The sequence below is a fragment of the Kutzneria kofuensis genome (assembly GCF_014203355.1).
In the GTDB taxonomy this organism is placed as follows: domain Bacteria; phylum Actinomycetota; class Actinomycetes; order Mycobacteriales; family Pseudonocardiaceae; genus Kutzneria; species Kutzneria kofuensis.
Window position 1 is genome coordinate 410894 of record NZ_JACHIR010000003.1, and the last position, 25035, is coordinate 435928.

30 protein-coding genes are annotated in these 25035 nt (G+C 71.0%); 5 read left to right on the forward strand and 25 right to left on the reverse strand.

Going from position 1 to position 25035, the window contains the following annotated elements; genetic code table 11:
- Nucleotides 1-8: 8 nt before the first annotated feature.
- From BJ998_RS43950 to BJ998_RS44020, 15 genes are all read right to left on the reverse strand, one after another.
- The gene (locus BJ998_RS43950; protein WP_221339630.1) at nucleotides 9-1217 is read right to left on the reverse strand and encodes an RNA-guided endonuclease InsQ/TnpB family protein; all 1209 of its coding nucleotides are present in this window, start codon (nucleotides 1215-1217) and stop codon (nucleotides 9-11) included.
- Between the two features lie 155 nt (nucleotides 1218-1372).
- Nucleotides 1373-2446 (reverse strand): hydrogenase expression/formation protein HypE, encoded by a 1074-nt coding sequence (gene hypE, locus BJ998_RS43955; RefSeq protein WP_184870099.1) that lies wholly within the window; start codon nucleotides 2444-2446, stop codon nucleotides 1373-1375.
- Nucleotides 2443-3570: a hydrogenase formation protein HypD gene (gene hypD, locus BJ998_RS43960; RefSeq protein WP_184870100.1), complete on the reverse strand. Its 1128-nt coding sequence runs from the start codon at nucleotides 3568-3570 to the stop codon at nucleotides 2443-2445. Before hypD ends, hypE begins: the two co-directional genes overlap by 4 nt.
- 11 nt (nucleotides 3571-3581) lie before the next feature.
- Complete coding sequence (locus BJ998_RS43965) at nucleotides 3582-3854, reverse strand: HypC/HybG/HupF family hydrogenase formation chaperone (protein ID WP_184870101.1); 273 nt, start codon at nucleotides 3852-3854, stop codon at nucleotides 3582-3584.
- Nucleotides 3832-4299, reverse strand: coding sequence for a hydrogenase maturation protease (locus BJ998_RS43970; RefSeq protein ID WP_312890691.1), 468 nt, complete (start codon nucleotides 4297-4299; stop codon nucleotides 3832-3834). The genes BJ998_RS43965 and BJ998_RS43970 overlap by 23 nt, the downstream gene beginning before the upstream one ends.
- Before the next feature lie 2 nt (nucleotides 4300-4301).
- Entirely contained in the window at nucleotides 4302-5555 is a 1254-nt protein-coding gene (locus tag BJ998_RS43975; protein WP_184870102.1) for a hypothetical protein, read from the reverse strand.
- Nucleotides 5552-6184 (reverse strand): DUF6084 family protein, encoded by a 633-nt coding sequence (locus BJ998_RS43980; protein ID WP_184870103.1) that lies wholly within the window; start codon nucleotides 6182-6184, stop codon nucleotides 5552-5554. The genes BJ998_RS43975 and BJ998_RS43980 overlap by 4 nt, the downstream gene beginning before the upstream one ends.
- Entirely contained in the window at nucleotides 6177-6764 is a 588-nt protein-coding gene (locus tag BJ998_RS43985; protein WP_184870104.1) for a DUF5947 family protein, read from the reverse strand. Before BJ998_RS43985 ends, BJ998_RS43980 begins: the two co-directional genes overlap by 8 nt.
- A complete protein-coding gene (locus tag BJ998_RS43990; protein WP_184870105.1) occupies nucleotides 6761-7621 on the reverse strand; it encodes a NifU family protein in 861 nt (286 codons plus the stop codon). The genes BJ998_RS43985 and BJ998_RS43990 overlap by 4 nt, the downstream gene beginning before the upstream one ends.
- Before the next feature lie 3 nt (nucleotides 7622-7624).
- Nucleotides 7625-9406, reverse strand: coding sequence for a nickel-dependent hydrogenase large subunit (locus tag BJ998_RS43995; protein WP_184870106.1), 1782 nt, complete (start codon nucleotides 9404-9406; stop codon nucleotides 7625-7627).
- 12 nt (nucleotides 9407-9418) lie between these two features.
- A complete protein-coding gene (locus tag BJ998_RS44000) occupies nucleotides 9419-10462 on the reverse strand; it encodes an NADH-quinone oxidoreductase subunit B family protein (protein ID WP_184870107.1) in 1044 nt (347 codons plus the stop codon).
- Nucleotides 10459-11112 carry a D-sedoheptulose-7-phosphate isomerase gene (locus BJ998_RS44005; RefSeq protein ID WP_184870108.1) on the reverse strand — a complete coding sequence of 218 codons (654 nt, stop codon included), beginning with the start codon at nucleotides 11110-11112 and terminating at the stop codon, nucleotides 10459-10461. Before BJ998_RS44005 ends, BJ998_RS44000 begins: the two co-directional genes overlap by 4 nt.
- Entirely contained in the window at nucleotides 11109-11336 is a 228-nt protein-coding gene (locus BJ998_RS44010; protein WP_184870109.1) for a HypC/HybG/HupF family hydrogenase formation chaperone, read from the reverse strand. The genes BJ998_RS44005 and BJ998_RS44010 overlap by 4 nt, the downstream gene beginning before the upstream one ends.
- Nucleotides 11333-11938: a D-sedoheptulose-7-phosphate isomerase gene (locus BJ998_RS44015; RefSeq protein ID WP_184870110.1), complete on the reverse strand. Its 606-nt coding sequence runs from the start codon at nucleotides 11936-11938 to the stop codon at nucleotides 11333-11335. The genes BJ998_RS44010 and BJ998_RS44015 overlap by 4 nt, the downstream gene beginning before the upstream one ends.
- Nucleotides 11939-12053: 115 nt before the next feature.
- The gene (locus tag BJ998_RS44020; protein ID WP_184870111.1) at nucleotides 12054-13412 is read right to left on the reverse strand and encodes an MFS transporter; all 1359 of its coding nucleotides are present in this window, start codon (nucleotides 13410-13412) and stop codon (nucleotides 12054-12056) included.
- A gap of 138 nt (nucleotides 13413-13550) precedes the next feature.
- Here BJ998_RS44020 and BJ998_RS44025 point away from each other — a divergent pair, with 138 nt between their 5' ends.
- The gene (locus tag BJ998_RS44025) at nucleotides 13551-14147 is read left to right on the forward strand and encodes a transglycosylase family protein (RefSeq protein WP_376776077.1); all 597 of its coding nucleotides are present in this window, start codon (nucleotides 13551-13553) and stop codon (nucleotides 14145-14147) included.
- Here BJ998_RS44025 and BJ998_RS44030 read toward each other — a convergent pair.
- Complete coding sequence (locus BJ998_RS44030) at nucleotides 14144-14926, reverse strand: glycerophosphodiester phosphodiesterase family protein (RefSeq protein ID WP_184870112.1); 783 nt, start codon at nucleotides 14924-14926, stop codon at nucleotides 14144-14146. The genes BJ998_RS44025 and BJ998_RS44030 overlap by 4 nt on opposite strands.
- Nucleotides 14927-14995: 69 nt before the next feature.
- Here BJ998_RS44030 and BJ998_RS44035 point away from each other — a divergent pair, with 69 nt between their 5' ends.
- From BJ998_RS44035 to BJ998_RS44045, 3 genes are all read left to right on the forward strand, one after another.
- A complete protein-coding gene (locus BJ998_RS44035) occupies nucleotides 14996-15343 on the forward strand; it encodes a hypothetical protein (protein WP_184870113.1) in 348 nt (115 codons plus the stop codon).
- A gap of 66 nt (nucleotides 15344-15409) precedes the next feature.
- On the forward strand, nucleotides 15410-17428 hold the full coding sequence (locus BJ998_RS44040) for a putative bifunctional diguanylate cyclase/phosphodiesterase (RefSeq protein WP_312890675.1): 2019 nt from the start codon (nucleotides 15410-15412) through the stop codon (nucleotides 17426-17428).
- A gap of 37 nt (nucleotides 17429-17465) precedes the next feature.
- A complete protein-coding gene (locus tag BJ998_RS44045; protein ID WP_184870115.1) occupies nucleotides 17466-18161 on the forward strand; it encodes a VOC family protein in 696 nt (231 codons plus the stop codon).
- Nucleotides 18162-18545: 384 nt separating this feature from the next.
- Here the strand turns inward: BJ998_RS44045 and BJ998_RS44050 are convergent, their stop codons facing one another.
- The gene (locus BJ998_RS44050) at nucleotides 18546-19001 is read right to left on the reverse strand and encodes a PPOX class F420-dependent oxidoreductase (RefSeq protein ID WP_184870116.1); all 456 of its coding nucleotides are present in this window, start codon (nucleotides 18999-19001) and stop codon (nucleotides 18546-18548) included.
- Nucleotides 19002-19028: 27 nt separating this feature from the next.
- On the reverse strand, nucleotides 19029-19655 hold the full coding sequence (locus BJ998_RS44055; protein ID WP_184870117.1) for a class I SAM-dependent methyltransferase: 627 nt from the start codon (nucleotides 19653-19655) through the stop codon (nucleotides 19029-19031).
- Between the two features lie 35 nt (nucleotides 19656-19690).
- Here BJ998_RS44055 and BJ998_RS44060 point away from each other — a divergent pair, with 35 nt between their 5' ends.
- Nucleotides 19691-20284: a TetR/AcrR family transcriptional regulator gene (locus tag BJ998_RS44060; protein ID WP_184870118.1), complete on the forward strand. Its 594-nt coding sequence runs from the start codon at nucleotides 19691-19693 to the stop codon at nucleotides 20282-20284.
- Here BJ998_RS44060 and BJ998_RS44065 read toward each other — a convergent pair.
- From BJ998_RS44065 to BJ998_RS48910, 7 genes are read right to left on the reverse strand one after another with little or no spacing between them, the layout of a single operon-like run.
- Complete coding sequence (locus BJ998_RS44065; protein ID WP_184870119.1) at nucleotides 20279-21187, reverse strand: winged helix DNA-binding domain-containing protein; 909 nt, start codon at nucleotides 21185-21187, stop codon at nucleotides 20279-20281. The genes BJ998_RS44060 and BJ998_RS44065 overlap by 6 nt on opposite strands.
- Nucleotides 21184-21618 carry a MarR family winged helix-turn-helix transcriptional regulator gene (locus tag BJ998_RS44070; RefSeq protein ID WP_184870120.1) on the reverse strand — a complete coding sequence of 145 codons (435 nt, stop codon included), beginning with the start codon at nucleotides 21616-21618 and terminating at the stop codon, nucleotides 21184-21186. Before BJ998_RS44070 ends, BJ998_RS44065 begins: the two co-directional genes overlap by 4 nt.
- Nucleotides 21615-22232: a DJ-1/PfpI family protein gene (locus BJ998_RS44075; RefSeq protein WP_184870121.1), complete on the reverse strand. Its 618-nt coding sequence runs from the start codon at nucleotides 22230-22232 to the stop codon at nucleotides 21615-21617. The genes BJ998_RS44070 and BJ998_RS44075 overlap by 4 nt, the downstream gene beginning before the upstream one ends.
- A 45-nt stretch (nucleotides 22233-22277) precedes the next feature.
- Nucleotides 22278-23492: an RNA polymerase sigma factor gene (locus BJ998_RS44080; protein WP_184870122.1), complete on the reverse strand. Its 1215-nt coding sequence runs from the start codon at nucleotides 23490-23492 to the stop codon at nucleotides 22278-22280.
- The gene (locus tag BJ998_RS44085) at nucleotides 23489-23851 is read right to left on the reverse strand and encodes a YciI family protein (RefSeq protein WP_184870123.1); all 363 of its coding nucleotides are present in this window, start codon (nucleotides 23849-23851) and stop codon (nucleotides 23489-23491) included. The genes BJ998_RS44080 and BJ998_RS44085 overlap by 4 nt, the downstream gene beginning before the upstream one ends.
- Before the next feature lie 21 nt (nucleotides 23852-23872).
- Complete coding sequence (locus BJ998_RS44090; RefSeq protein ID WP_184870124.1) at nucleotides 23873-24889, reverse strand: tyrosine-type recombinase/integrase; 1017 nt, start codon at nucleotides 24887-24889, stop codon at nucleotides 23873-23875.
- A 14-nt stretch (nucleotides 24890-24903) separates the two neighbouring features.
- Nucleotides 24904-25026, reverse strand: a complete 123-nt coding sequence (locus tag BJ998_RS48910; RefSeq protein WP_281393511.1) for a hypothetical protein — start codon at nucleotides 25024-25026, stop codon at nucleotides 24904-24906.
- Nucleotides 25027-25035 lie beyond the last annotated feature (9 nt).

The window sequence follows — 25035 nt, forward strand, 5'->3', positions numbered from 1 at the left end:
CCACGCGGCTACTCCGCGTCCGGGATGGTTCCTGCTTCCTCACCCTGCGCCTCCCCGCAAGGAGGACTTACCCAGGCTCCGCAGGCGTTTCGCCTCTCCGCCTGTCCGGCGGCGAGGATGTTCCGCGCGGCGTTCGCGTCCCGATCGTGCGCGGCCGCGCACCCGGGGCACGTCCACGCGCGAACGCTCAGCGGCATGGTGTCCATGACATGCCCACAGGCCGAGCACGTCTTGCTGGATGGCAGCCAGCGGGACACCGTCACCACGGTGCGACCGTACCGCTCGGCTTTCTCCTCCAGCAGCCGCACGAACTGCGCCCACCCCGCATCGTGGATCGCCCGCGCCAGCCGCCGGTTGCGCACCATGCCAGTGATGTTCAGGCCCTCGATGTGGACCGCTTGGTTGTCGCGGACCAGAGTGAGGGCCTGCTTGTGGTGGTAGTCCCGCCGGGCACGGGCCACCTTGCCATGCTGTATTGCGACTTTGCGACGGGTCTTCGCCCGATTGCTGCCGCTTTTGGCGCGGCGGGCCTTCTCCCGCTCCAGCCGGGCCAGCTTCCGCAGCTTGCGCGCCAGGTGCTTCGGGTTGGGAATGTCCAGCCTCGCCCCGTCGCTGGTGGCGACCGTCGCCAACCGTGCGATCCCCAGATCCAGACCGGCTTCCCGATCCAGCGGCGGCAGCGGGGTTGGGGCGACCTCCACCACGAACGAGGCGTAGTAGTGCCCGTCCGGCTCGCGGATGATCGTGACCGACGACGGCTCCGATGGCAGATCCCGGGACCAGCGGACCGTCACGTCCCCGATCTTCGCCAGGCACAGCCGACCGTTCGGGCGCAGGCTGAACCCGTTGCGAGTGAGCCGAAACGACTGCCGAGTGTCCTTGCGGGACTTGAACCTCGGCCGCCCCACCTTCCGGCCTGCGCGGCGCTTGGCCAGCGAGTCGAACCAGTTCTGGTAGGCGCGGTGCGCGTCCCGCACCGACTGCACCAACGCCACGCTGGCCACCTCGGACAACCACGCCCGCGCCTGGCCGGTCTTGGCGTGGGTGATCACCCTGCGCTGCACCTCGGTCGGGGACAGCTTCTCTCCGGCTTGCCACGCCTGCTCCCGGCAGCGGATAGCGTCGTTGAACACCACCCGGGCGCAGCCGAACGTGCGCGCCAGCATCTGCCGTTGAGCCGGGGTAGGCTCGATCCGGTAGCGATACCTGGCCTGCACCATCATAGTATATCGAACGCGGGTTCGACCCGATCGCTGGGGTGTCCCTGTTTCCGCGGCTCGCCCAGCATGCCGGCCGCTCTGCGGGCCGGACGGGCACGGAGCGACTATCCCCGGCCTGAAGAAGGCCGGGGATAGCGCCGATTCAAGCTCGGTCAACAGATCCGTGGCAGGGGGTCGCCGACGAGCATGTCCACGATCCGCGTCCCGCCGAAGGCGGTGTTGAGCAGCACCATCCCGGGCTGGTCGGCCTCGACCCGCCCGATCACGGCCGCCTGCGCGCCCAGCGGATGCGCCCGCATCGCCGTCAGCGCCGCATCGGCGTGGTCAGCGGCGACCGCCGCGACCAACCGGCCCTCGCACGCCACGTACAGGGGGTCGATGCCCAGCAGCTCACTCGCGCCCCGGACTTCGGCCTTCACCGGGATCGCGTCCTCGTCGACGATCACCGACACCTGCGCGTCGGTGGCCATCTCGTTCAGGATCGTCGCGACCCCGCCACGAGTGGCGTCCCGCATCGCGTGCACGCCGCCGCACGCCGCCAGCAGCTCCGCGACCAGCCCGTTCAACGGGGCGGTGTCCGACGACAGGTCGGCCTCGATGTCCAGCTCGCCCCGCGCCAGCATGATCGTCACGCCGTGCTCGCCGATCGGCCCCGACACGATGACCACGTCGCCGGGTCGGACCGCCGCCATGCCCAACTCGCCGGAACCCTCGACCACGCCGACGCCAGCGGTGTTGACGTAGCAGCCGTCGGCCTTGCCACGCTGCACGACCTTGGTGTCCCCGGTGACGATCGCGACCCCCGCGCGGTCCGCCGCGGCCCGCATGGACGCCACGATCCGGGTCAGCTCCGCGATCGGGAAGCCCTCCTCCAGGATGAACCCGCAGGTCAGGTACAGCGGCGTCGCCCCGGACACGGCCAGGTCGTTCACGGTCCCGTTCACCGCGAGATCCCCGATGTTCCCGCCGGGGAAGAACAGCGGCGACACCACATAGGAATCGGTGGTCAGCGCCAGCCGCGCGTCCCCGACCCGCAGCCGGGCGGCGTCCTCCAGCGGCGCCAGCAGCGGATTGCCGAACGCGTCCAGGAACACCGCCTCGATCAGGGTGTGGGTGGCCTTGCCGCCGGAGCCGTGCGACAGCGTGACCCGCTCCTCCCGGACCTTCGCCGGCCGCCGCCGCTGCCGCTCGATCCGGTCCAGCACCTGCCGCTCACGATCGATCATCCGATCGACACCTCCTGCACCCGCTTGCGGCTGAACCGGCCGAAGTTGTAGTACGCGGCGCAGGCGCCCTCCGGGGAGACCATGCACGTGCCGATCGGGGTCTCCGGCGTGCAGGCGGTGCCGAACACCTTGCACTCCCACGGCTTCAACACGCCCTTGAGCACCTCGCCGCACTGGCACGCCTTCGGATCGGCCACCCGCAGCCCCGGCACCTCGAACCGCGCCTCGGCGTCGAACGCCGCGTACTCGTCGCGGATGCGCAGCGCCGAGTGCGAGATGAACCCCAGGCCCCGCCACTCGAAGTACGGCCGCAGCCGCATCGTCTGGTTGATCACCCGCAGCGCCACCGGGTTGCCCGGCCACGGCACCACCCGCGAGTACTGGTTCTCCACCACCGACCGGCCCTCACGCAGCTGCAGCATGAGCAGGTAGACCGACTGCAGGATGTCCAGCGGCTCGAACCCGGACACCACCACCGGCTTGCCGTACTCGGCGGCGATGAACTCGTACGGCCGGCAGCCGATCACCGTCGACACGTGCCCGGGGCCGATGAAGCCGTCCAGGCGCAGGTCGGGGGAGTCCAGGATGGCCTTGATCGCCGGGATGATCGTGACGTGGTTGCAGAACACCGAGAAGTTGTCCAACCCCTCGGCGGCCGCCCGCAACAGCGTCATCGCCGTGGACGGCGCGGTGGTCTCGAACCCGATCGCCATGAACACGACCTGCCGGTCCGGGTGCTGCCGGGCCAGCTTCAGCGAGTCCAGCGGCGAGTACACCATCCGGATGTTCGTGCCCTCGGCGTTGGAGTCGAAGAAGTTCCCGCCGCTGCCGGGCACCCGCATCATGTCCCCGAAGGACGTCATCAGCACGTCGGGCCGGCGGGCGATGTGGATGGCGTCGTCGACCCGGCCCATCGGGATCACGCACACCGGGCAGCCCGGTCCGTGCACGAGCTGCACCTGCTCGGGCAGGTAGTCCTCCAGGCCGTGCTTGTAGATGGTGTGGGTGTGCCCGCCGCAGACCTCCATGAACTTGTAGCGGCGGCCCGGCTGGCACAGCCCGGCGATCTTCGACGCCAGCGCCCGGGCCTTGTCGGCGTCGCGGAACTCGTCGACGAAACGCATCGCGACCCCTCCTATTCGATCCGGGAGGCGGCCAGCGCGGCCATCTCGTCCTCGTAGGCCTTGCCGATGGACTCCAGGAATTCCATCGCCGCCCGCGCCTCCGCCTCGTCGATCTTGGACAGCGCGAAGCCGACGTGGATGAGCACCCAGTCGCCCGGCGCCACCTCCTCGCCCTCCAGCAGCCCGATGTTGATGGCCCGCTTCACGCCGGAGACGTCGACCTTGGCCAGGTCGGGCCGGTCGGCCATGATCTCGATGACCTCACCGGGAATCCCCAGGCACATCACACACCTCCACGAGTTCGAGCACCGTCCTGACGGCCGCGTCCACCGCCCCCGCCACCGCCGGGGACAGTCCGATGTGGCCGGTCACGCTCGCCGGCTCGCACCCCACCAGCAGCACCCGGCCGCTCGAGCCGCCCAGCATCGCCAGCAGCTGCATCACCACGTCCGGCTGCATGCCGTGCGCGTCGATGAAGCCGGTCGGCTCGTCGACGGGGTCCAGCTCGACGACGTAGACCGTGCCGGGGGCGTCGCCGCGGCAGGTGGCGTCGACGAGGATGGTGGTGTCGTAGCTGTCGAGCAGGTCGAACGCCAGGTGCATGCCGGACACGCCGTAGTCGCGGACCTGCACCCCGTCCGGCAGGTCCAGAGTGGACAGTCGCCGCGCCACCTCGACGCCGAAACCGTCGTCGCCGAGGAAGATGTTGCCGACGCCCGCGATCAGCACATTCACAGCGGCTCCACCTCCTCGGTGGAGAAGTAGCGGAACCGGCCGTAGGCGGGGTCCAGGTCGCCGTCCACGGTCACCGCCACGTGCAGCTCGCCGTCCACGTCGTGCAGCACGGCCTGCACGGTCGCCTCCCGCCCGGTCAGGAACATGTCCTGAGCGTCGGCGCGCCGCATCCCCGGCCGCAGTCGCACCCGCGAACCCCGCGCGACCCGGACGCCGCCGACGGTCACGCTGTCAGTGTCGGGATCCACGGTCGTGTCCGCGCCAGGATCCCACCACGGCTGGTCGCCCGAGACGGAGCGCAGGTAGCGGACGGCGCCGTGCAGGCGGTCCAGCAGCTCCGGCGGCATGGTGTCGACCCGGTCCACCAGCCGCGCCGCCCGCGGATCGGTGGCGCGGGCCTCCCGCTTCTCCTCGTCGGTCAGCGCCATCGTGCGCAGGGTGAGGATCTCGTCGATCTCGGTGCCGTCGAACAGCTCGCCGGCGCTCTCCGCGGCGATCGCCGGGTGGTCGTAGAGGATGATCGGCGAGGACAGCACCGTGTCGTCGTCGCCGACCAGCACCGGCCACGTCCGCTCGCACCGGCACTCCGCGACCGCCGGCTTCGCCCACTCCGGCGGGTCCAGCATCGACACGAACCGGCCAGGGGACACCGACATCACCGTGTGCGCGGCGATCAACGCGTGCCGGAGCGCTTCGTCACGACTGGAGCCCGCCCACCCGGACATATTGGTCACGGTGACGGTAAGCCGGGAGGCCCCGTACGGACCGGGCAGGGCGTCGGCGCGCACCCGCAGCTCACCGGCCAACGGGCACCGCCGCCGCACCAAAGACACCGTGTCGGACAGCGCCGTGGTCTCCACGCCGCCGTCGATCGAGAACGGCACGGTGTTGTCGCCGGCCAGCAGGTCGGCGAACCGCAGCACGGCGTCGACCTCCCGCTCCACCGCCTCGTCCCAACTGGTCCACTCCGTGTCGCCGACCACCGTCGACGGCACCGCGGTGCCGTCGACCTCGACGGTGCGGGCCTGCACCTGCAGGAACCGGACCCGCAGGTGCACCGTGCTGTGCAGCGCCGGCTCCACCAGCAGCTGCGTCACACAGCTCGACGGCTCCTCCGCATAGGAAGGCGGCATCAGCACGCCGAACTGCCAGCGCAGCTGGTTCTTGGTCGCCGAGGCCCGGTACGGGTAGAGCAGGTAGCCCTCGTACAACACGGCGTCCGCGACCGCCCGCGCCTGCTCAAGGCTCATGGCGCCGTCTCCTTCAGCAGCGCCCGGATCGCCTCGTCCCAGGTGGGGATCGCGTGCGTGGACTTGTAGCGCAGCATCGCGTCCACGGTGTCGCGGTCCAGCCGGATCCACGCCTCGTGCGGGAAGTAGGCGTCCATCAGCTCCCGCCACACCGACACCGGCATCCGGTACGACGCCTGCTGGTGCCAGGGGATCGGATGCACCCAGAACCCCTTCTCGCCCTTGGCGAACACCGTCCCGGAGAACAGCAGCACCATCGGCACCGCGCCGTCGTCAAGGGCGTGGAAGTACTTGCCGGCCGCCACCTCCAGGTCGTAGGTGCACGGCACCTCCAGCTCCACCTCCGTGGCGCCGGTGAAGCTGGGGACCATCACCGACGCGGCGGTGAACTGCATCGGCTTGAGCGTCTCGCCCCACCGCGACCGGTCCCCGAACAGGTACGTCAGCAGCTCCGCCTCACGCTCGGCGTAGTGGCGCAGCTGCGGCTCGATGCGGATCTGCACCCGCAACGCGATCGCGTGCACGGCGGCCGCGTTGACCTCGGCGATGTGCAGCCGGAACACCAGCGCCGGCCCCACCCCGTAGCGCAGGGGGTGCACGTCCAGGCACTCGAAGGCCAGCTCAGCCATGATCGCGCAGATCCTCGAAGAAGGCGTCGATCTCCCGCCACGCATCGGCGCCGCCGTCGAAGCCCTTCCAGTTCAGCCGCACGATGCCCACCAGCCGGTAGCAGGCGTCGATCGGCACCACGAACGCCTCGAACCGGTCACCGTCGACGTTGACCAGCAGCGCCTCCACGTCCGGCGCCAGATCCAGCACCGGGTTGTCCTCGACCAGCCGGGTCCACGACTCCAGGGCCAGCAGGCACTCGGTCGCGCCGGCGGGGCTGGGGTAGAACGCCACCGGCGTGCCCAGTTCGGAGTTGGTGAACACGAACGCGATCCGCACCGGAATGCCCGCCGACTCCCACCACGCCCGGCCGCCCACCAGGTCCGGCACGTGCACGTACCGCTCGGGGACGGCGCGGTGCTTGCCGGCGCCGGAGTGCGTGAACAGCAGGTAGCAGGGCCGGCACGCGCACAGGATCGCCCGCGACGCCACGTTGACCACGTGCGAGTGCTCGTGCTCGATGGGCCGGGAGCACAGCTCGCACCGCTCCTGCGGATCCGCCGGAGGCCGCTGCGCGAAACGCCTGAGACCCGAGTTCATGCCGGCACCGCGACCCGGATCGTGCCATCGGATGTCAGCAGCGGCAACGGATCCAGGTGACCGTCGCCGCTGACCGCCCGCCCCGCCAGCACCACGTCGTAGCTCACTGCGCATGACGGACACGACAACACTCGCCCGTCGAAGTGCCCACCGGACAACGCCTCTTGACAAGCCGAGCATTGGTCGCGATAGGCGTAGAGCGTGCCGTCGGCGTTGCACACCACCGTCGCCGTGCCCCGCGCCCGCACCGACGAGACGGCGCCCGGCGCGACCATGTCGACGTCGCCCAGTTCCACCCACGACGCCTTCTCCGCCGGCACGACCGGCAGCAGCGGTCGACCGCCCGGCCCGGTCTGCGCCGGACCAGGTTGCGTCGGCCCAGGTTGCTCCAGCACAGCACCCTCGACCTCGATGCGCGTGATCTCCGGCGCCGCGTGCGCGATGGCCTGCTCGATCGCCAGCTTCACGGTGACCATGGAGGAGGGGCAGCCGTCGCAGCTGCCCCCGAGCGCCAACCGCAGCACACCCTCGTCGGTGATCTCCACGAAACTCACGTCACCCGAGTGCGACCCCAGATAGGGCCGTACGGCGTCGAGGGCGTGCTGGACCCGCTGATGGAGGCTGTGCGGGTGCAGGTCGTGCACCACCAGCACGCCGGAGACGAGCTGGTCGGCGGCCAGCCGCTCCAGCACCGCCTCCGGCAGCAGCTCCACGACCCGTTCCAGCGCGGCCCCGTAGAACTCCACGACCGTGCGGACCAGTTCCTCCGCGCGGGAGGCCAGCGCCGGGTCGGCGAGCGCCTCGAACTCGGCCAGCAGCCGCTCGACGCGATCGCCCACCTCACCCGCGGACGCCACCCGTCACTCCCCGAGCGCGGAGCCGAAGGCGTGCGGGGTGTGCACCTTGTCGATCACCTTGCCGGTGGACAGGTTCATGTGGACCCCGCACGGCAGGCACGGGTCGAAGCTGCGCACCGTGCGCATGATGTCGATGCCCTTGAAGTTCTCCTGGGTGTTCTCCTCGAAGATCGGCGTGTTCTGCACGGCGTCCTCGTACGGGCCGGGCGTGCCGAACGAGTCGCGGACGCTGCCGTTCCACGGCGTCGGCGGGTACGGGTGGTAGTTGGCGATCTTCCCGCCGCGGATGACCATGTGGTGGGACAGCCCGCCCCGCACCGCCTCGGTGAACCCGCAGCTCACGGCCTCGTCGGGGACGGTGAACTTCTCCCACGTCTTGGTGTGGCCGCCGCGGATCTCGCCCAGCGCCTGCTCCACGAAGTACAGCGCCATGGCGGCGGCGTAGGCCTGGAAGTAGGTGCGGGCCCGGTTGCGCTCCAGCGCGTTGCTCCACTGTGGAATCTTCCACTCGAAGCCGGCCGCCGGCCTGGTCGCGGTCCGCGGCAGGTCGATGCGCACGGAATGCCCGGTGGAGTTGACGTACGGCGTGTGCACCAGATCCGCCAGCGCCGTGGTCCACAGCCGGGCGAGCGGTCCGCCGCCGGTGTCCAGCGCCAGGTGGTCCGTGCCGTCGAACCAGCGCGGCGACATCGTCCACGAGTACTTGTCGTCGAAGTCCCGCTTGGCCGGCCGTGGGATGGTGTGCTGGTTCCAGGGGTGGCGGCGGTCCACCGGGTTGCCCAGCGGGTCGGCGGCCACGAACATCTCCTGGTCCTCCCAGTCCTCGTAGAACGAGGAGCCGAGCAGGATCCGGATGCCCAGGTTGATGTCGACCAGGCTGGTGGTGACCAGCTCGCCGTCGATCACGACACCCGGCGTGACGAACATCTTGCGGCCCCAGTCGGCCATGTTGCGGTAGGTGAAGTCGCAGAACCTCGGGTCGTTGAGCGAGCCCCAGCAGCCCAGCAGCATCCGGCGGCGGCCGACCTCCTCGTAGCCGGGTATCGCCTCGTAGAAGAAGTCGAACAGGTCGTCGTGCATCGGCACGACCCGCTTCATGAACTCCACGTACCGCATCAGCCGGGTCAGGTAGTCGGTGAACAGCTGCACCGTCGCGACCGTGCCGACCCCGCCCGGGTACAGCGTGGACGGGTGCACGTGGCGGCCCTCCATCAGGCAGAACATCTCCCGGGTGGTCCGCGACACCTGCAGCGCCTCGCGGTAGAACTCGCCCTCCAGCGGGTTCAGCGACCGCATGATGTCGCCGATGGTGCGGTAGCCGTGCTCGCCGGCGTGCGGCGCCTCGGCCCGGTTGGCCTGCTCCAGCACGCCGGGGTTGGTCTCGCGGACCATGCGCTCGCAGTAGTCCACGCCGACCAGGTTCTCCTGGAAGATGTTGTGGTCGAACATGTACTCGGCCGACTCGCCGAGGTTGATGATCCACTCGCCCAGGTGCGGCGGGCGGACGCCGTAGGCCATGTTCTGGGTGTAGACCGAGCAGGTGGCGTGGTTGTCGCCGCAGATCCCGCAGATCCGGCTGGTGATGAAGTGCGCGTCGCGGGGGTCCTTGCCCTTCATGAAGATGCTGTAGCCGCGGAACACCGACGAGGTGGAGTGGCACTCCACGACGCGCTTGGCCGCCCAGTCGATCTTGGTGTAGATGCCGAGGCTGCCCACGATCCGGGTGATCGGGTCCCACGACATCTCGACGAGGTTGTCGCCTGTCGCCGTTTTCGGGGTTGTCATCGCGGGCGCTCCCTACCGCCAGGACGAGGTGTAGCCGGTGTGCAGTTCCCGGCCCTTGGCCCGCCACTTGGGCTCGCGGTCGGCCTTGCGCAGCGTGATGCCGCGCAGCCGGCGGATCACCGACCCGTACGCGCCGCTCGCGGCGGCCGACACCCGGGCGCCGGGCGGCTCGTCCATGAACGGCATGAACTGGTCGGGGAAGCCCGGCATGGTGCAGCCGATGCAGATGCCGCCGACGTTCGGGCAGCCGCCGATGCCGTTGATCCAGCCGCGTTTGGGCACGTTGCACTTGACCACCGGGCCCCAGCAGCCGATTTTGACCAGGCAGCGGGGCGAGCCGTACTCGTCGGCGAACTGGCCCTGCTCGTAGTAGCCGGCCCGGTCGCAGCCCTCGTGCACGGTCGCGCCGAACAGCCACTGCGGGCGCAGCTGGTCGTCCAGCGGGATCATCGGCGCCTGGCCGGCGGCGAGGTAGAGCAGGTACAGGATGGTCTCGGACAGGTTGTCCGGGTGGATCGGGCAGCCCGGCACGCACACGATCGGAATGCCGGCCTTGGACTTCCAGTCCCACCCGAGATAGTCGGGCACGCCCATGGCGCCGGTCGGGTTGCCGGCCATCGCGTGAATTCCGCCGTAGGCGGCGCACGTGCCGACGGCCAGCACCGCCAACGCCTTGGGGGCGAGGCGGTCCAGCCACTCGCTGGTGGTCATCGGCTGACCGGTGTCCGGGTTGTTGCCGAACCCGCACCAGTAGCCCTCGGACTTGATCGACTCGTTCGGGATCGAGCCCTCCACCACCAGCACGAACGGCTCGAGCTCGCCCGCGTCGGCCTGGTGGAACCAGTCGATGAAGGTGTCCGCGCCCTGCGCCGGGCCGCACTCGAAGTCGATCAGCGGCCAGTGCACGGCGATCCTGGGCAGCCCGGGTAGGGCGCCGAGCACGATCTCCTCGATGCTGGGCTGCGTCGCCGCGGTCAGCGCGACGGAGTCCCCGTCGCAGCTCAGCCCGGCGTTGATCCAGAGGATGTGGATGGGCTGTTCGTCGGTGGTGCTCACTGGTCATCACCCCTGAGCCGGTCGAGAACGAGTTCCCACAGCACGTGGTAGACGGTGGTCTGGGCCTCCTGCACCCGGTGCACGGAGGCGGAGGGCACGGTGAACAGGTGGTCGATGGAGTCCAGCTCGGCCATCCGCCCGCCGTCGTAGCCGGCGATGCCGACCGTCAGCAGCCCGCGCCGGCCGGCCTCGTCGAAGGCGGCCAGCAGGTTCGCCGAGTTGCCACTGGTGGACAGCCCCACCGCGATGTCGCCGGGCCGGGACAGCGCCGCGAGCTGCCGGGCGAACACCACGTCGAAGCCGATGTCGTTGGACAGGGCCGTCACGACGGCGATGTCGTTGGTCAGGCAGAACGCCGGCAGCGGCCGCAGCCCGCCGCCGGGGGACAGGAACAGCCCGGCGACCTCCTGGGCGTCGGTCGCGGAGCCGCCGTTGCCGAACGACAGCAACCGCCCGCCCGCGGCGAACCGCTCGGCCATCTCCGCCGCGCACCGGGCGAGCCGGTCGCCGTCGGCGGCCAGCACCCGGCGGCGCAGCTCGGTGATCTCCCGCGCCTTGGCCGCCGTGGACGCGCTGACCTGCGCCAGCACCGCGCCCAGGTCGACCTTGTCGGCGTAGAGGAAGGGGTAGAGCGACTCCACATCGGTCATGAGGGTTCCTCGATGACGGCGATCGCCTCGCTGGCATGCACCAGCACTGTCGCGCCGACCCGGGCGTCGACCAGGGCGACGCTGATCTCCTCCCGGCCCGACCCGGTCTCCACCACGGCCAGGTCGTCGGGCAGCAGCCGCACCACGGTCACCTCGACCGCGGTGTCGCCGCAGGTGATGCAGCGGTCGCCGTCGCAGTTCGACGCAGCCCTGGGACCGGTCATCGCAGCACCGCGGGATCGAGCACGCCGGGCTGCTCGAAGAACACGTGCACCAGCTCCCACAGCACGTGATAGGTGGTGACGTGCACTTCCTTGACCACCCGGGGGTCGCCGGAGCGGGCCACCAGCACGTGCTCGGCGGCCCGCTCCGCCGCGATCCGGCCGCCGTCCCCGCCGACCAGCGCCACGGTCAGCATGCCCAGCGCCCGCGCCTGCTCCAGGCCGCGCAGGATGTTGGGGCAGTCGCCGTCGACCGACAGCGCCAGCGCGATGTCGGCGGGCTCGGCCAGGAACCGGATCTGATGGGCGAAGACCTCGTCGATGCCGGCCCCGGTGGCCACGCCGGTCAGCGTGGCCACGTCCGAGGTCAGCGACACCGCCGGCAGGGCTCGCTTGCCGACGATCACCGGGTGCACGAACTCCACGGCGACGTGCTGGGCGTCGGTGCAGGAGCCGCCGTTGCCGAACACCACGAGCTTGCCGCCGCGGTGGAAGCGCACGGCCATGGCGTGGCAGGCGCGGGCGACGTCCTCGGCTCGCCCGGCCAGATCGTCGACGGGAGCGGTGCGGCGGTCGAACAGCGCGCGGGGCGTCACGCTGCCCATGTGGAGGTCACTTCCCTTGTGGTCCTCGTAGTGGGAGCGCAGGGAACAGCGACCTCAGCGTAGAACTGTCGCCAAAGTCATACAACCGGGGAATTGATTGTGAAAGGTCAATTTGCTAGCGGCTCTGCTCCAGGGTGGCCGGCAGCTCGTTGCCCGCGGCGGTGATCGCCTTGCGGACGTTGACCAGCAGCAACAGCACCAGGCCCAGCACGAAGAAGGCGATCAGCGAGAAGATGGCCGACCGGTAGCTGCCGGTGTTCTGCAGCACCAGCCCGAACACCAGCGGCCCCAGCGCGGACGTGCCCGAGCTGGAGATCTCGAACAGGCTGAAGTACTCCGCCTCCTTGCCGCGCGGGATCATGCTGGCGAACATCGACCGGGACAGCGCCTGGCTGCCGCCCAGCACCAGCGAGATGCCGATGGCCAGCAGGTAGAACTGCACCGGCTGGCCCGGCTGGAGGAAGTACGCCAGTGTGATCAGCACCGACCACACCACCAGCGACCCCGCCACCACCCGCTTGGCGCCCCACCGCTGCGACAGCCTGCCCAGCAGCAGCGCGCCGCCGAAGGAGGCGAACTGCACCAGCAGGATCGCCGACAGCAGCGTCGTCTCGCCCAGCTTCAGCTCGTTCTGCCCGTAGTCGGCGGCCAGCGTGGTGGTCGTCGCGATGCCGTCGTAGTAGACGAGGTAGGCCAGCAGGAACAGCAGCGTCCACGGGTAGAGCCGCAGGTGCCTGAGGGTGTCGCCGAGCTCCTTGAAGCCCGCGGTGAACGCCGAGCCGGCCTGCGGCGCGTGGGCGTCGGCCGTCGTCGGCATCTTCCGCAGGATCACCGCCGGCACGATCATGAACGCCGCCCACCAGACCCCGGCGCTGCACAGCGACAGCCGGGCCAGCACCGCGCTGTCGTCGATCAGGAACGAGGCGACGAAGTTCAACGCCAGCAACGACCCGCCGCCCAGGTAGCCGGCGGCCCAGCCGATCGAGGACACCGCGTCCCGCTCGTCGGGGCCGGCCAGGTCCGGCAGCAGCGAGTTGTAGACCACCCGCGCGCACTTGTACGCCAGGAACGCGAGCATGAACAGCACCGAGCCCAGCACCCAGTCGGTCAGCCCGACGAACACCATCGCCGCACACGACAGCGCGCCCAGATAGGCGAAGGCGAACAACAGCTGGCGCTTGCGCCCGGTGCGGTCGGCGAACGCGCCGACGATCGGCATCAGCACGACCAGCAGCACCGACCCGAACGAGATCGTGTAGGTGAACAGCGAGCCCGGCGCGATCGGGATGCCCAGCACGTGCAGCCGCCCGGTCTCGCCGACCGCGTGCTCGGCCACCGCCGGCAGGTAGCGGCTCATGAACACCGCGAGCACCGTCGTCTCGAACACCTGGGCCGCCCAGCCGTAGCTGTACCAGCCGAAACGCAGCCGCTTGGCCGCCGGGTCGCCGGCAGCCCGTGTGGTGGCCTCAGTCATCGCTGCCTTCCGGCGTCGTCGTCGGTTGGTGCCGGACAGTATCGGTGATCATCGGCCGTCAGCCATGCGGGTCACCAAGTTGTGACTGCACCGCAGCGGATCTACCGTCGCTTCGTGATCGCCCGATCGCCGCTGGTCATCGCGGCACTGCTGATCGTGTTCGCGGGCGTGTGCGGGGGCGCCGCCGTGGCCGATCCGAGCAAGCAGGACTGGGCGCGGCTGCGCATGTGCGAGTCCAGCGACTCCTACACCGCCGTCTCGGCGGACGGGAAGTACTACGGCGCCTACCAGTTCGACCTGCCCACCTGGGCCAGCGTCGGCGGCACCGGCCTGCCCAGCGAGGCCAGCCCCGCCGAGCAGGACTACCGGGCGCTCTACCTGTACCGGATGCGCGGCTGGCAGCCGTGGGAATGCAGCCTCAAGCTCGGGCTCACTCCCGACACCGACGCCGCGTCCCGCCGCGTGCCCACCACCGCCGACGCCGCCTACATCGCCGTGCCCATCTGGCCCGGCAAGGTCTACCTAGCCGGCGACTGCGCCCCGGCGCTGGCCATCTGGCAGCAGCGCATGGCGACTTTCGGGTACCTCTTCCGCAGCGCCGGCTGCTACGACGGCGCCACCCGCCAGGCCGTCCACGACCTGCAGGCCGCCAACGACATCACCATCACCGGCCAACTCGGCCGCCTGACCTGGAAGGCCGCCTGGCTCGGCAACCCGCCCCTGGGGGTGGGCTAGGCGGCCCAGGCGTCCCGCGACCGCAGCACATCGCGCAGCAGATCCGGCCGGTCGGTGACGATGCCGTCCACGCCGAGATCCAGCAGCCGCCGCATCCGCTCCTCGGTGTTGACCGTCCACACGTGCACCTCCAGCCCCGCGCGGTGCGACGCGTCCAGGAACCGCCGGTCCACCACCCGCAACGGCCCCTGGTACTCGGGCACCTGCGCCAACTGCCCGCGCACGAACCGCTTCGTGCCCAGCACGGGCCACCGGCCCGCCGCCCACAGCGACCCCACCGCCCGCGGCCCCATCGACGTCAGCAGGCGCGACCCGGCCGCTCGCCGCAGCCGCTCCAACCGCCCGTCGGAGAACGACGCCAGGCACACCCGGTCCCAGGCGTCGCACCGCTCCAGCAGCCGCAGCACCGGCTCCACCGCGTTGTCGGCCTTCACGTCGATGTTGAGCAGCGCCGTCGGCAGCTCCTCCAGCACCGACTCCAGCGTCGGGATCTGCTCCCGCCCGCCGACCTGGGCCCGGCCGACCTCCGACCACGGCAGCCGCGCGATCACCCCCTGCCGGTCGGTGGTCCGGTCCAGCACGTCGTCGTGCTGCACCACGACCACCCCGTCCGTGGTGGCCTGCACGTCGGTCTCGATGTACCGGTAGCCCTCCTCGACGGCCCGCCGGAACGCGCTCAGCGAGTTCTCCATGCCGGCCAGGTCGCCCACGTGCCAGCCGCGGTGCGCCAGCGCCCGCGGGTACGGGCCGTCGTCGAGGTAGGGATGTCCACTTCGCACAGTGCGCAGTCTGCCCTAGCGGCGTGGCGCTTTCGATGACCAACAGATGTACGGATAATCTCGCCCGCCATGGAGGTCACGAGCACCCGGCGACGGGAGGCGGCGCGGCACTGCGCCTGGTGCGGCCAACGGCTGCCCGCGGACGGCCAGTTCGGGCGGCGCCGCCAGTACTGCGCCCAGACCTGCCGGCAGCGCGCCTACGAGCGGCGCAGCGCCGTGCAGCGCGGCGGGCTGCCCGAGGACGCCGTGGTGCTGTCCAGCACCGAACTGGCCAACCTCCAGGACAGACTGTTCCAGCTCCGGTGCGCCGCCGAGGACATCGCGACCGCGGTCGCCGACGGGGCGCAACCGGACGAACTGCACTCGATGGCGCGGGCACTGCTGGGCACCGCCACCGGGTTGGAACGCCTACGGTGACCGGCTCGGGCTTGCCCAGTGACCGGTGAACCGACAACTATGGCGCCGGGTGGCAAGGAGGAGCTGGTGGCGGACCACGGCGCCGTGCACAACCACGTCCTGCGCTGGGCGGACGTCGGATTCGGGGTCACGGACCTGCACGGCAAACTGAGCTGGGCGAACCCGGCGCTGGGCACGCTCATCGGCGTGCCCTCCGACCAGGCGTTGGGCCGGTCGCTGCCGGCGCTGCTGCCCGGTGCGCCCGAAACCCCGCAGACCGGCATGGTCGTGCAGGCCGCGGGCCAGGACGGCGACGACCACCGCTGGCTGGAGATCAGCTGCACCCCGCTGCCCGGCGGCGAGCAGCTGCTCTACCGGATCATGGACATCACCTCGTGGCGCGACCGCGAGCTGGAGGCCACCCAGCAGGCCAACGCGCTGCGCCGCGCCCAGGTGCTGGGCCGCATGGGCAACTGGGAATGGGACATCACCACCGACCGCGTGCTGTGGTCGGACGCCCTGCTGGACATGTTCGGGCTGGAACCCGGCACCGAGCTCGACTACGCCGGCTACATCTCCCTGGTCAACCCCGACGACCGGGAGATGATCGAGACCACGCTGGCCGTGGCCCGCGCCAACGGCGACCGGTTCACCTACTCCCACCGCATGTTCGTCGGCGTGGACAACGAGCGCTTCTTCGAGTGCTTCGGCGAGGTCATCTGCGACGAGGACGGCACGCCGGTGCGCATGATGGGCACCTGCCACGACGTCACCCAGGACCGCCGACTACAGGACGAGCTGCGCCAGCTGGCCGAGGAGGACCCGCTCACCGGCCTGCCCAACCGCCGCGCCCTGACCCGCGAGCTGGAGCGCCAGCTGGCCGCCGGCGGCACCGGCTCCCTGCTGCTGCTCGACCTGGACAACTTCAAGGACGTCAACGACCTGCGCGGGCACGCCGTCGGCGACCGGCTGATGCGCACCATGGCCGCCGCGCTGCGGGAACGCCTCGACCCCGGCCAGCTGCTCGGCCGCCTCGGCGGCGACGAGTTCGCCGTCGTGCTGCCCGGCTGCGAGGAGCAGGACGCCGCCGAGGTCGCCGGCCGGCTGCGCGACGCCGTCGCCGGCCTGCCGCTGGTCGCCGGCGGCGCGACCACCCGGATGACGGTCAGCACCGGCGTCGCCGGCTTCACCTCCGGCGAGGGCTGGGAGGCCGTGCTGGCCAACGCCGACCTCGCTCTGTACGCGTCCAAGGCGGCCGGCCGCAACCGCGTCACCGTCTACGACCCCGGCCACTACGCCGACACCGCCAAGCGCGTCTCGGTGCAGGACCGGCTGCGCAAGGCCCTCGAACACGGCGACCTGGCCCTGCACGCCATGCCCATCGTCGCCCTGTCCTCGGGCCGCACCCTGGGCTACGAGCTGCTGCTGCGCCTGGAGGACGGCCAGCTCCCGCTGCTCGGGCCGGCCGACTTCCTGCCCGCCGCCGAACGCAGCGACCTCGTGCTGGAGATCGACCGCTGGGTGTTCGGCAAGGCCATCGACACCCTCGTCGCCCACCCCGACCCCAACCTGCGCTTCGACGTCAACGTCTCCGGGCGAACCCTGGAGGACGAGGACTTCGCCGACTTCGTGCTGGACCGCCTCGCCTCCTCCGGCGTCGCGCCCGGCCGGCTCGGCTTCGAGATCACCGAGACCGCGGCCGTCACCAACCTCGACGCCGCCCGCAGCCTCGCCCACCAGGTCCGCGCCACCGGCTGCCGGATCGCCCTGGACGACTTCGGCGCCGGCTTCGGCTCCTTCGTCCACCTCAAGCACCTGCCCATCACCGGCCTGAAGATCGACGGTGAGTTCGTCCGCGGCATCGACTCCGGCACCCGCGACGCCGTGCTGGTCTCCGGCATCCTGGAGATCGCCCGCGGCTTCGACCTGTCCGTCGTCGCCGAATGGGTGGAGCGGCCCGCGCAGGTGGAGATGCTGTCCAAGCTCGGCGTCTCCGTCGGCCAGGGCTTCCACCTGGGCAAGCCGAAACCCCTGGGCAGCGTGCTCAAGCCGCCGGATGGGGCCTTGTCCGGCGAGCTGCCCACGGCAGAGGATGGGCGTTCCTGAGCCTGCCCGCACGCGCCCCGAGAGAGGGACCCGCCCCGTGCCCGAGGACGTCCCCGTCAAGGGACTGCGCCGCATGGAACTGCGCAGCAACGACCCGGCCGGGTCGGCCGAGCACTACCGCAGCCTGTTCGGCTGGATCGTCATGCCCGCCGACGACGGCACCCTGCGCTGCTGGGTCGGCGACCGGCTGGCCGCCCTGATCCGAAGACCCGCCGACTGGGAGACCCCCGGCTGGCACCCCGTCCTCGGCGGCCGGCCGACCGCGCTGCTGACCGACCCCGCCGGCGTGACGGCCACCCTCGACCCCGGCCGCGTCCGGCACGGACCGTGGGCCCCGCCGCCCCGCCACGGCGAGCCGTGCTGGATCGAGCTCATGACCGCCGACACCACCGACGACTACTGGTCCCGGCAGCTCGGCTGGTCCCTGCGGGCCGGCACCGACATCAAGCCCTTCGCCCTGTTCGATGCCGCCGACGACACCGGCACCCGCGCCATCGCCGGCCGGCTGCTCGTCGACGAGGCCACCGCCGCCCAGGTCGGGGCCAGCTGGATGTGCTACCTCGCCGCCACCGACATCACCCTCGTCACCGACACGGCCGTGGCCGGCGGCGCCACCCTGCTGATCGAGCCCCGTGAGGTCCCCACCGGCGTCATCGCCGCCATCGCCGATCCGTACGGAACGGTCTGCACCCTGCTGGAGGACCCCATCGGCTGGGGCGGCGCCTGGAGCTAGTCCCCGACGGGAAGGCGGCGGCGCGGAACCACCTAGTGCGATCCGCCGTACCTGACGTCCACACAGACAAGGTCGATGCCATGGGCACCCCCGGACCCGCCGGGCGTGTGCTTGAGCCTGCCCGGTGACTTCTGCGATCCACTTCTTCGCATTCACCAGGAGTTCCCACCTTGCCGTGGCACACGGACTTCTTCACCGAGCTCGCCAACTGCTGATCGACTCGCCGGTTATCGGGAGGTCGAGTTGTACGGCGACACCGACCGCGGCGAGTTCCGCATCGGCAGCCACCGCCTGCTGGTCGTCGCCCGCACGTAGGCAGAACGGAGCGGGCTCCCGTTCAGCGGGAGCCCGCTGCACTCAGCCGCTACGCGGTGACGTGCCTGATCACGCCAGGCGCGCCGGGAAACCACCCGTCGACACCGGGCCCCAGCGCGTGGGCTCCACCCGGATCAGGCACTTACCCTGGCGGACCATCGCCGCCCGGTACTCGTCCCAGTCCGGATGCTCACCCGAGATGCCCCGGAAGTAGTCCACCAGCGGCTCCAGCGCCTCCGGCAGGTCCAGCACCTCGGCCCGGCCCTCCACGTGCACATAGGGGCCGTCCCACTCGTTCGACAGCACGCAGAACGACACCCGGGGATCCCGCCGGGCGTTGCGGACCTTGGCCCGCTCCGGGTACGTCGACACGACGATCCGGCCCTGCCCGTCCACCCCGCACGTCACCGGCGAGGACTGCGGGCTGCCGTCGGCCCGCGTGGTGATGATGATCGCCCGGTGCCGGGTGCGCAGGAACTCGGTCAGCTCGGCCCGGTCCACCGACTGGTTGGTCGCAACAGCCATGATCTAGACCCTAGGCGCTCGCGTTCATCAGCACCGGGTCGGCGCAGGTCGCCACACCGTCGTCGGCAACACCGTCACGCCTTCCAGTGACCGCGGCACCGGCACCTCGTACGCGGCGACCCGCTCGAACCGGTCCTTCGGCAGGTACGGCCGGCTCGGATCGCCCACCAGCACCAACGCGCCGTTCGCGGTGGCCCGGTGCAGGAACGGCTCCACCGCGGCGGCCATGTCCTTGTCGTAGAACACGTCCCCGGCCAGCACCACCTCGGCGTCCACCGTGGTCGCCAGCACGTCCGCGACCAGCGGCGCCAGCGACACCCCGTTCGCCTCGGCGTTGATCCGCGCCGCCACCAGCGCCATCTCGTCCACATCGCACGCCGTCACCGTGGCCGCCCCGGCCAGCGCCGCCGCGATCGCCACCAGCCCCGACCCGCAGGCCAGGTCGAACACCCGTTTGCCGGCCACGACGTGCGGATTGTCCAGCACGTACCGGGCCACGCCCTGGCCGCCGGCCCAGGGGAACGCCCAGAACGGGGGTTCCGATGCGCCGGTCAGCTCCCACAGCGGCGTCACGTCCTCGGCGACGCGCAGCACCACCTCCGGCACGAACTCCGTCGTCCGGGCAGTGGTGTGCTGCCGCACGAACGCCTCCACGCGACCTCCTCGCTCGCTCGTGCTAAATATTGCTCATGCCGGCAAACACCACCAAGGGGAGGACCTTCACCGAGAACGCGCGCCGCGCCCAGATCGTCGCCGCCGCCATCGCGGTGATCGCCGACCACGGCTACGCCGCCGCCTCCTTCACCCGCATCGCGCGGCAGGCCGGCCTGTCCAGCACCGGCATGATCTCTTACCACTTCGCCAACAAGGACGACCTCATCGGCGAGGTGCTCACCGAGGCCACCACCGTGGCCCACCACTTCATCAGCCCGCGCATGGAGGCCGTCACCGGCTACCGCGCCAAGCTGCGCGCCCGGCTGGAGTCCAACATGGAACTCGTCCGCGCGCACCCCGCCCACGTCCGGGCCCTGATGGAGATCGCCCAGAACGCCCCCAAGACCCCCGACTTCGTCGACGAGCGCTTCGGCCTGTTCACCCGCCACCTGCGCGCAGGCCAGGAGGCGGGGGAGTTCGGCGCGTTCAACACCGACGCCATGGCCGTGGCCATCATCGGCGCCATCGACGCCATGGTCATCGGCCTCGTGCTGCACCCCGACGTGGACGCCACCGAGTTCGGCCACGAACTGGCCGACACCTTCGACCGGGCGACCCGCCCGTCATAGGAACCGTTCGATGTCGGCGATCTCCTCGGCGATGCCGGCCCGCACCACATCGGACAGCGGCTCGTACGCCTCCACCGCGAGGGTCTTCCCACGGCCTCGCCACGTGCCGACGACACGACCACCCACCAGCACCGCGGAGCGGATCACGCCGCCGGCGGACCGATAACCGGGGTCCCTCGACCGCCATCCCAGCAGGTACTCGTCGTACGCCGGCAGCAACCGCACCCCGTCGCCAGGCTCACCCTCCACAGTGGAATCCCCGCCCCAGGCGGCGCGGATCTCGCCGAGCGGCAAACCCGACCACTGAGCCAGATCCTCCGGCTCGGACGGATCATGGGCAGCCCGATACCGCGCGACCAGGGCACGGACGGCAGCGTCCCGATCGGACAGCGAGGTCGGCAGGGGAGCACCCAGCCAGTCACCTGCGTGCACATACGTCGCCTTGCCCGACCGCTCCGGACCGAGCACCACCAGCCCGCGGGCCGCCGCCAGCGCCGCCAGGTGCACGATGGCCTGCCCCTCAACGCCCAGCAGCGCCCCCAACTCCGCCTTCGTCACCGGCCCTCGACCCTTGAGCACCGCGGCCGCGTCCAGCCCGGGATCGACACCCAGCTGACGCAGCCGGCGCAGCGAACCCGCAGGTGAGGGCGCAACCAGCGGATACAGCCACTCGAGGTCCTCCACGGCGACCAGATGCAACGTGCCACGCGGCCCCCAACACCGCACAACCTCCCGCCGCTCCCGCGCCGCCGCCACATCGGCCGCGCTCAGCCCGGCCGAACGCACGCGAATGGCCAGCGGAAACGCCGACACGTCCTGCGCCTGCACGGCCAGCAGATGCCGCACCACGTCCACCACACCACCCGGTGGACGGTGCAGCAGTTGCGATCGGAACCTGCTCATCGGAGCTTGTCCAGCGCCGCGACCAACTTCTCCAACGCGGCCGCCACCTGCTCGAACTCCTCGGCTCCCAACTGGTCCGACAGCCGCTGCGCGAACTCCCGGTGCGCCGGCTGGATCCGATGGACGGCGGCCAGCCCCGCCTCGGTGACGGCCAGCAGCTTGGCCCGCTGGTGCGCGGGATTCGGCCGGTACTCCGCCAAACCCTGCTCCACCAACAGATCCGCGATCCGCTGCACGCCCTGACGGGTCAACCCCATCGCCCGCGCGATGCCCGACACGGGCAGCGGCTCGGGCAGCACGGCGCCCAGCACCTGCCAGCGTGCGGCGGTCAACCCGACCGGACGGGACAGGTCCTCGGAGACCTCCAGGATCTGGCCGTGCACCCGGAACACCGCCAACGCGGTCCGGGACAGCAACTCCGCCGGGGTCACGCGGCCATCAGCTCGTAGTACGCGGAGGCGTCGCCGTGCGCGTGGAGGCGGAACCACGCGTCCAGCTTGGCGGGGGAGTAGACCCCGAGCCGGGCGAAGATCTCCCGCGCGAACGGCACGGGCTCCGTCGGGCCGGCGGTGATCAGGTCCCGGTCGGTCACCGCGTCGGCTTCCCGGTACAGCGCGCCGCCCGCGTAACCGGTCGACGCCAGGAACTCCGCGGCCGCGCCGGTGTGCGCACGGTCGTCCAGCAGGCCCTCCCGCGCGAGCCCGGCCACCGCGCCGCAGATCGCCGCCACCGGCACGCCGGCGTCCAGGAACGCCCGGGCAGTCCGCGCGAACGGCTCCGTCACGGCGTCACCGGCCAGCCAGCCGGTCGAACCGCCCAGCACCAGCATCGCGCTGTCCGCCGGCCGCAGCTCCGCCAGCACCATGTCCGGCACGACCCGCAGCCCGCCCATCGTGACCACCGGATCCGTGGTCGGCCCCACGGTCCGCACCTCGAACCGGCCGGGGGAGGCCTGACCGACGCCGCCGCGCAGGTTCGCCAGCGTGTGGCCGATCTCCCAGTCCGACAGCCCTTCGTACACCGCGACGTGCACCGTCTCAGTCATGACAATATGCTGTCAACTTGACAACATGTTGTCAAGGCCGGCCGGTCATGCCAAGTTGGCGGCCTTCGCCAGCAGATACCGCTGCTCCGGCATGCTCAACGTCAACCGCGCGGCCGCCAGATACGACTCCCGAGCCGCCGCGGCGTCACCGGCCATCTCCAACAGATGCGCCCGCACCGCAGCCACCCGGTGATGCGCCGACACCCGGTCGTCACCCTCCAACCCGGCCAGCATCGCCAACCCCGCCTCCGGCCCACGCACCATCGCCACCGCCACCGCGTGGTTCAACGTCACCATCGGATTCGGCGCCATCTGCCCCAACAACGCGTACAGAGCGGCGATCTCCGCCCAGTCCGTCTCCGCCGCCGTCGGCGCCTCCGCATGCACCGCCGCGATCGCCGCCTGCAGCTGGTACGGCCCCAACCGCGTCGTCGACAACGCGTCACTGACCAGCTTCACGCCCTCCGCGATCGCCGCCGCGTTCCACAGCGACCGGTCCTGCTCCTCCAACGGCACCAGCGACCCGTCCGGCCGCGACCGCGCCGCCCGCCGCGACTCCGTCAACAGCATCAACGCCAACAACCCGGCGACCTCCCCGTCCTCGGGCAGCAACTCCCGCACCGCCCGCGTCAGCCGAATCGCCTCACCCGTCAGCTCACCCCGCAGCAGCTGGTCGCCCGCGGTCGCCGTGTACCCCTCGTTGAAGATCAGGTACAACACGTGCAGCACCGCCCGCAGCCGCTCGTCCCGCTCACCCTCCGGCGGCATCGAGAACTTCGCCCCGGCCGCCTTGATCTTCTGCTTCGCCCGCGAGATCCGCTGCGCCATCGTCGCCTCCGGCACCAGGAACGCCCGCGCCACCTGGGCCGTGGTCAACCCGCCCACCGCACGCACCGTCAACGCCACCTGCGACGCCGGCGTCAACGCCGGATGGCAACACAGGAACAGCAGCGTCAACGTGTCGTCCCGAGCCGGGACCTCCACGTCCTCCAGCTCCGCGGCGAACACCGCCTCCTCACGCCGCCGCCGCGCACTCTCGCTGCGCCACAGGTCCGCCAACCGCCGCGAACCCACCGTCACCAACCACGCCCGCGGATTGTCCGGCACACCCTCCGCCGGCCACTGCGTCGCCGCCGCGAGCAACGCCTCCTGCACGGCGTCCTCACACGCGTCGAACTGACCGTGCCGCCGCACCAACGCGGCGAGGACCTGCGGCGCCAACTCGCGCAGCAGGCCCTCCACCTCGAGTACCGGACTCAAACGTCCACCCCAGCTGAGAACATCACCGGCCAGACCTCCGTCGCGTTGTACCGGGAGTCCGGGATCATCGCCGCCAGCTCCACCGCCCGCTCCCTCGACTCACAGTCCATCAGGTAATACCCCGCCAGGTACTCCTTCGTCTCCAGGAAAGGGCCGTCGGTCACCACCGGGTCGCCGTCGCGCACCCGCACCACCGCCGTCGTCGACGGACTGCCCAGCGCGTGGGTGTCCAGCAGCTCCCCGGACTCCCGCGTCAGCCGCTGGAACTCGTCGTGCCCGGCCATCACCGCGTCCCGCTCCCGCTCGGACAGCCCCGCCCAGGTCTCGTCGTTCATGTAGATCATCAGCAGGTACTTCACTCGATCCTCCTCGCGAACCCGTCACGACGAGGTCGGAGCCGGCGAATCCGTCTCGACATCGGCGACGCCCTCCAGCGCACGGTACGTCCGGTTGCTGGCCACCGCCGCCCGCTGCTCCCGGCCCGTCGCCTCGATGTAGTTCTGGCTCGTCGCCAGGCTCGCGTGCCCCAGCAGCGCCATGATCTCCGACGCCGTCGCCCCGTCCTCCGCCAACCTCGTCGCGAAGGTGTGCCGCAACGCATGGAGGCTCGCACCCACCGGCACCCGGTCGTGCAGACCGGCCCAGCGGTAGCAGGACTTCACCAGATACTCCAACGCGCCACGGCCGATCGGCCCGCCCGAGCGGTCCCGCAGCAGGGGAGCGCCCCGCCCGAACCGTTCCTTCGGGAACCGCGTCCGGCACGACGCCAGATAGGCGTCGATCACCTTCTCCATCGACGGCTCCACCGGGATCGACCGGTCCCGGCTGCCCTTGCCGTGGACGTGCAGGCGCATCTCACCGGACCGTCCCACCAGCGAATTCACCGTCAGAGTGCGCATCTCCGCCGACCGTAGCCCCGCCAGCAGGCCCAGCGCGATCACCAGCACGTCCCGCTCCGGCCACGGATCCCGCGCCTTGCGATCCCCGTGCGCCACCGCCGACAGCAACTTCTCCGGCGTGTCCTCACCCCGTAGCGGCTTGGGGGACAGGGGAGGAGTGCGCGGCCGCGCCACCGCCCCGATCGGGTTGCCCGGCAGCAGCCCGTCGGCCACGCAGAACGTCAGGAACTGGTTCCACGTCGACCACGCCCGCAGCACCGAGGACTTCGCGTGGGTGTCCGCGAACGCGCCGAACGCCGCCCGCAACGCGGGCCCGGTCAGGTCCTCGACCTCCAGCATCTCCGCGTCGCCGCCGATCTCGTCGACCAGCAGCGCCGTGATGCCCGCCAGGTCGCGCCGGTAGGCGTTCGTCGTGTGCGGCGAGTCCTTGCGCGGCCGGCGCGCCGCGAAGAACGCCTGCTGAGCGTCCACAAGCCTCATGTGGATCTTGTACCGCACGACCCTGACAGTTTTCAGCGCAGGACGGTGAGCTTCGCGATCTTCCCGCCGGTCGTGTCGGCCTGGGCCGAGGCGACGAGCGTGCCGTTGGCGTCGCGGAACAGCGCCACCGCCGTGTTCGGGCCCGTCGTGAGCACCTGGACCTC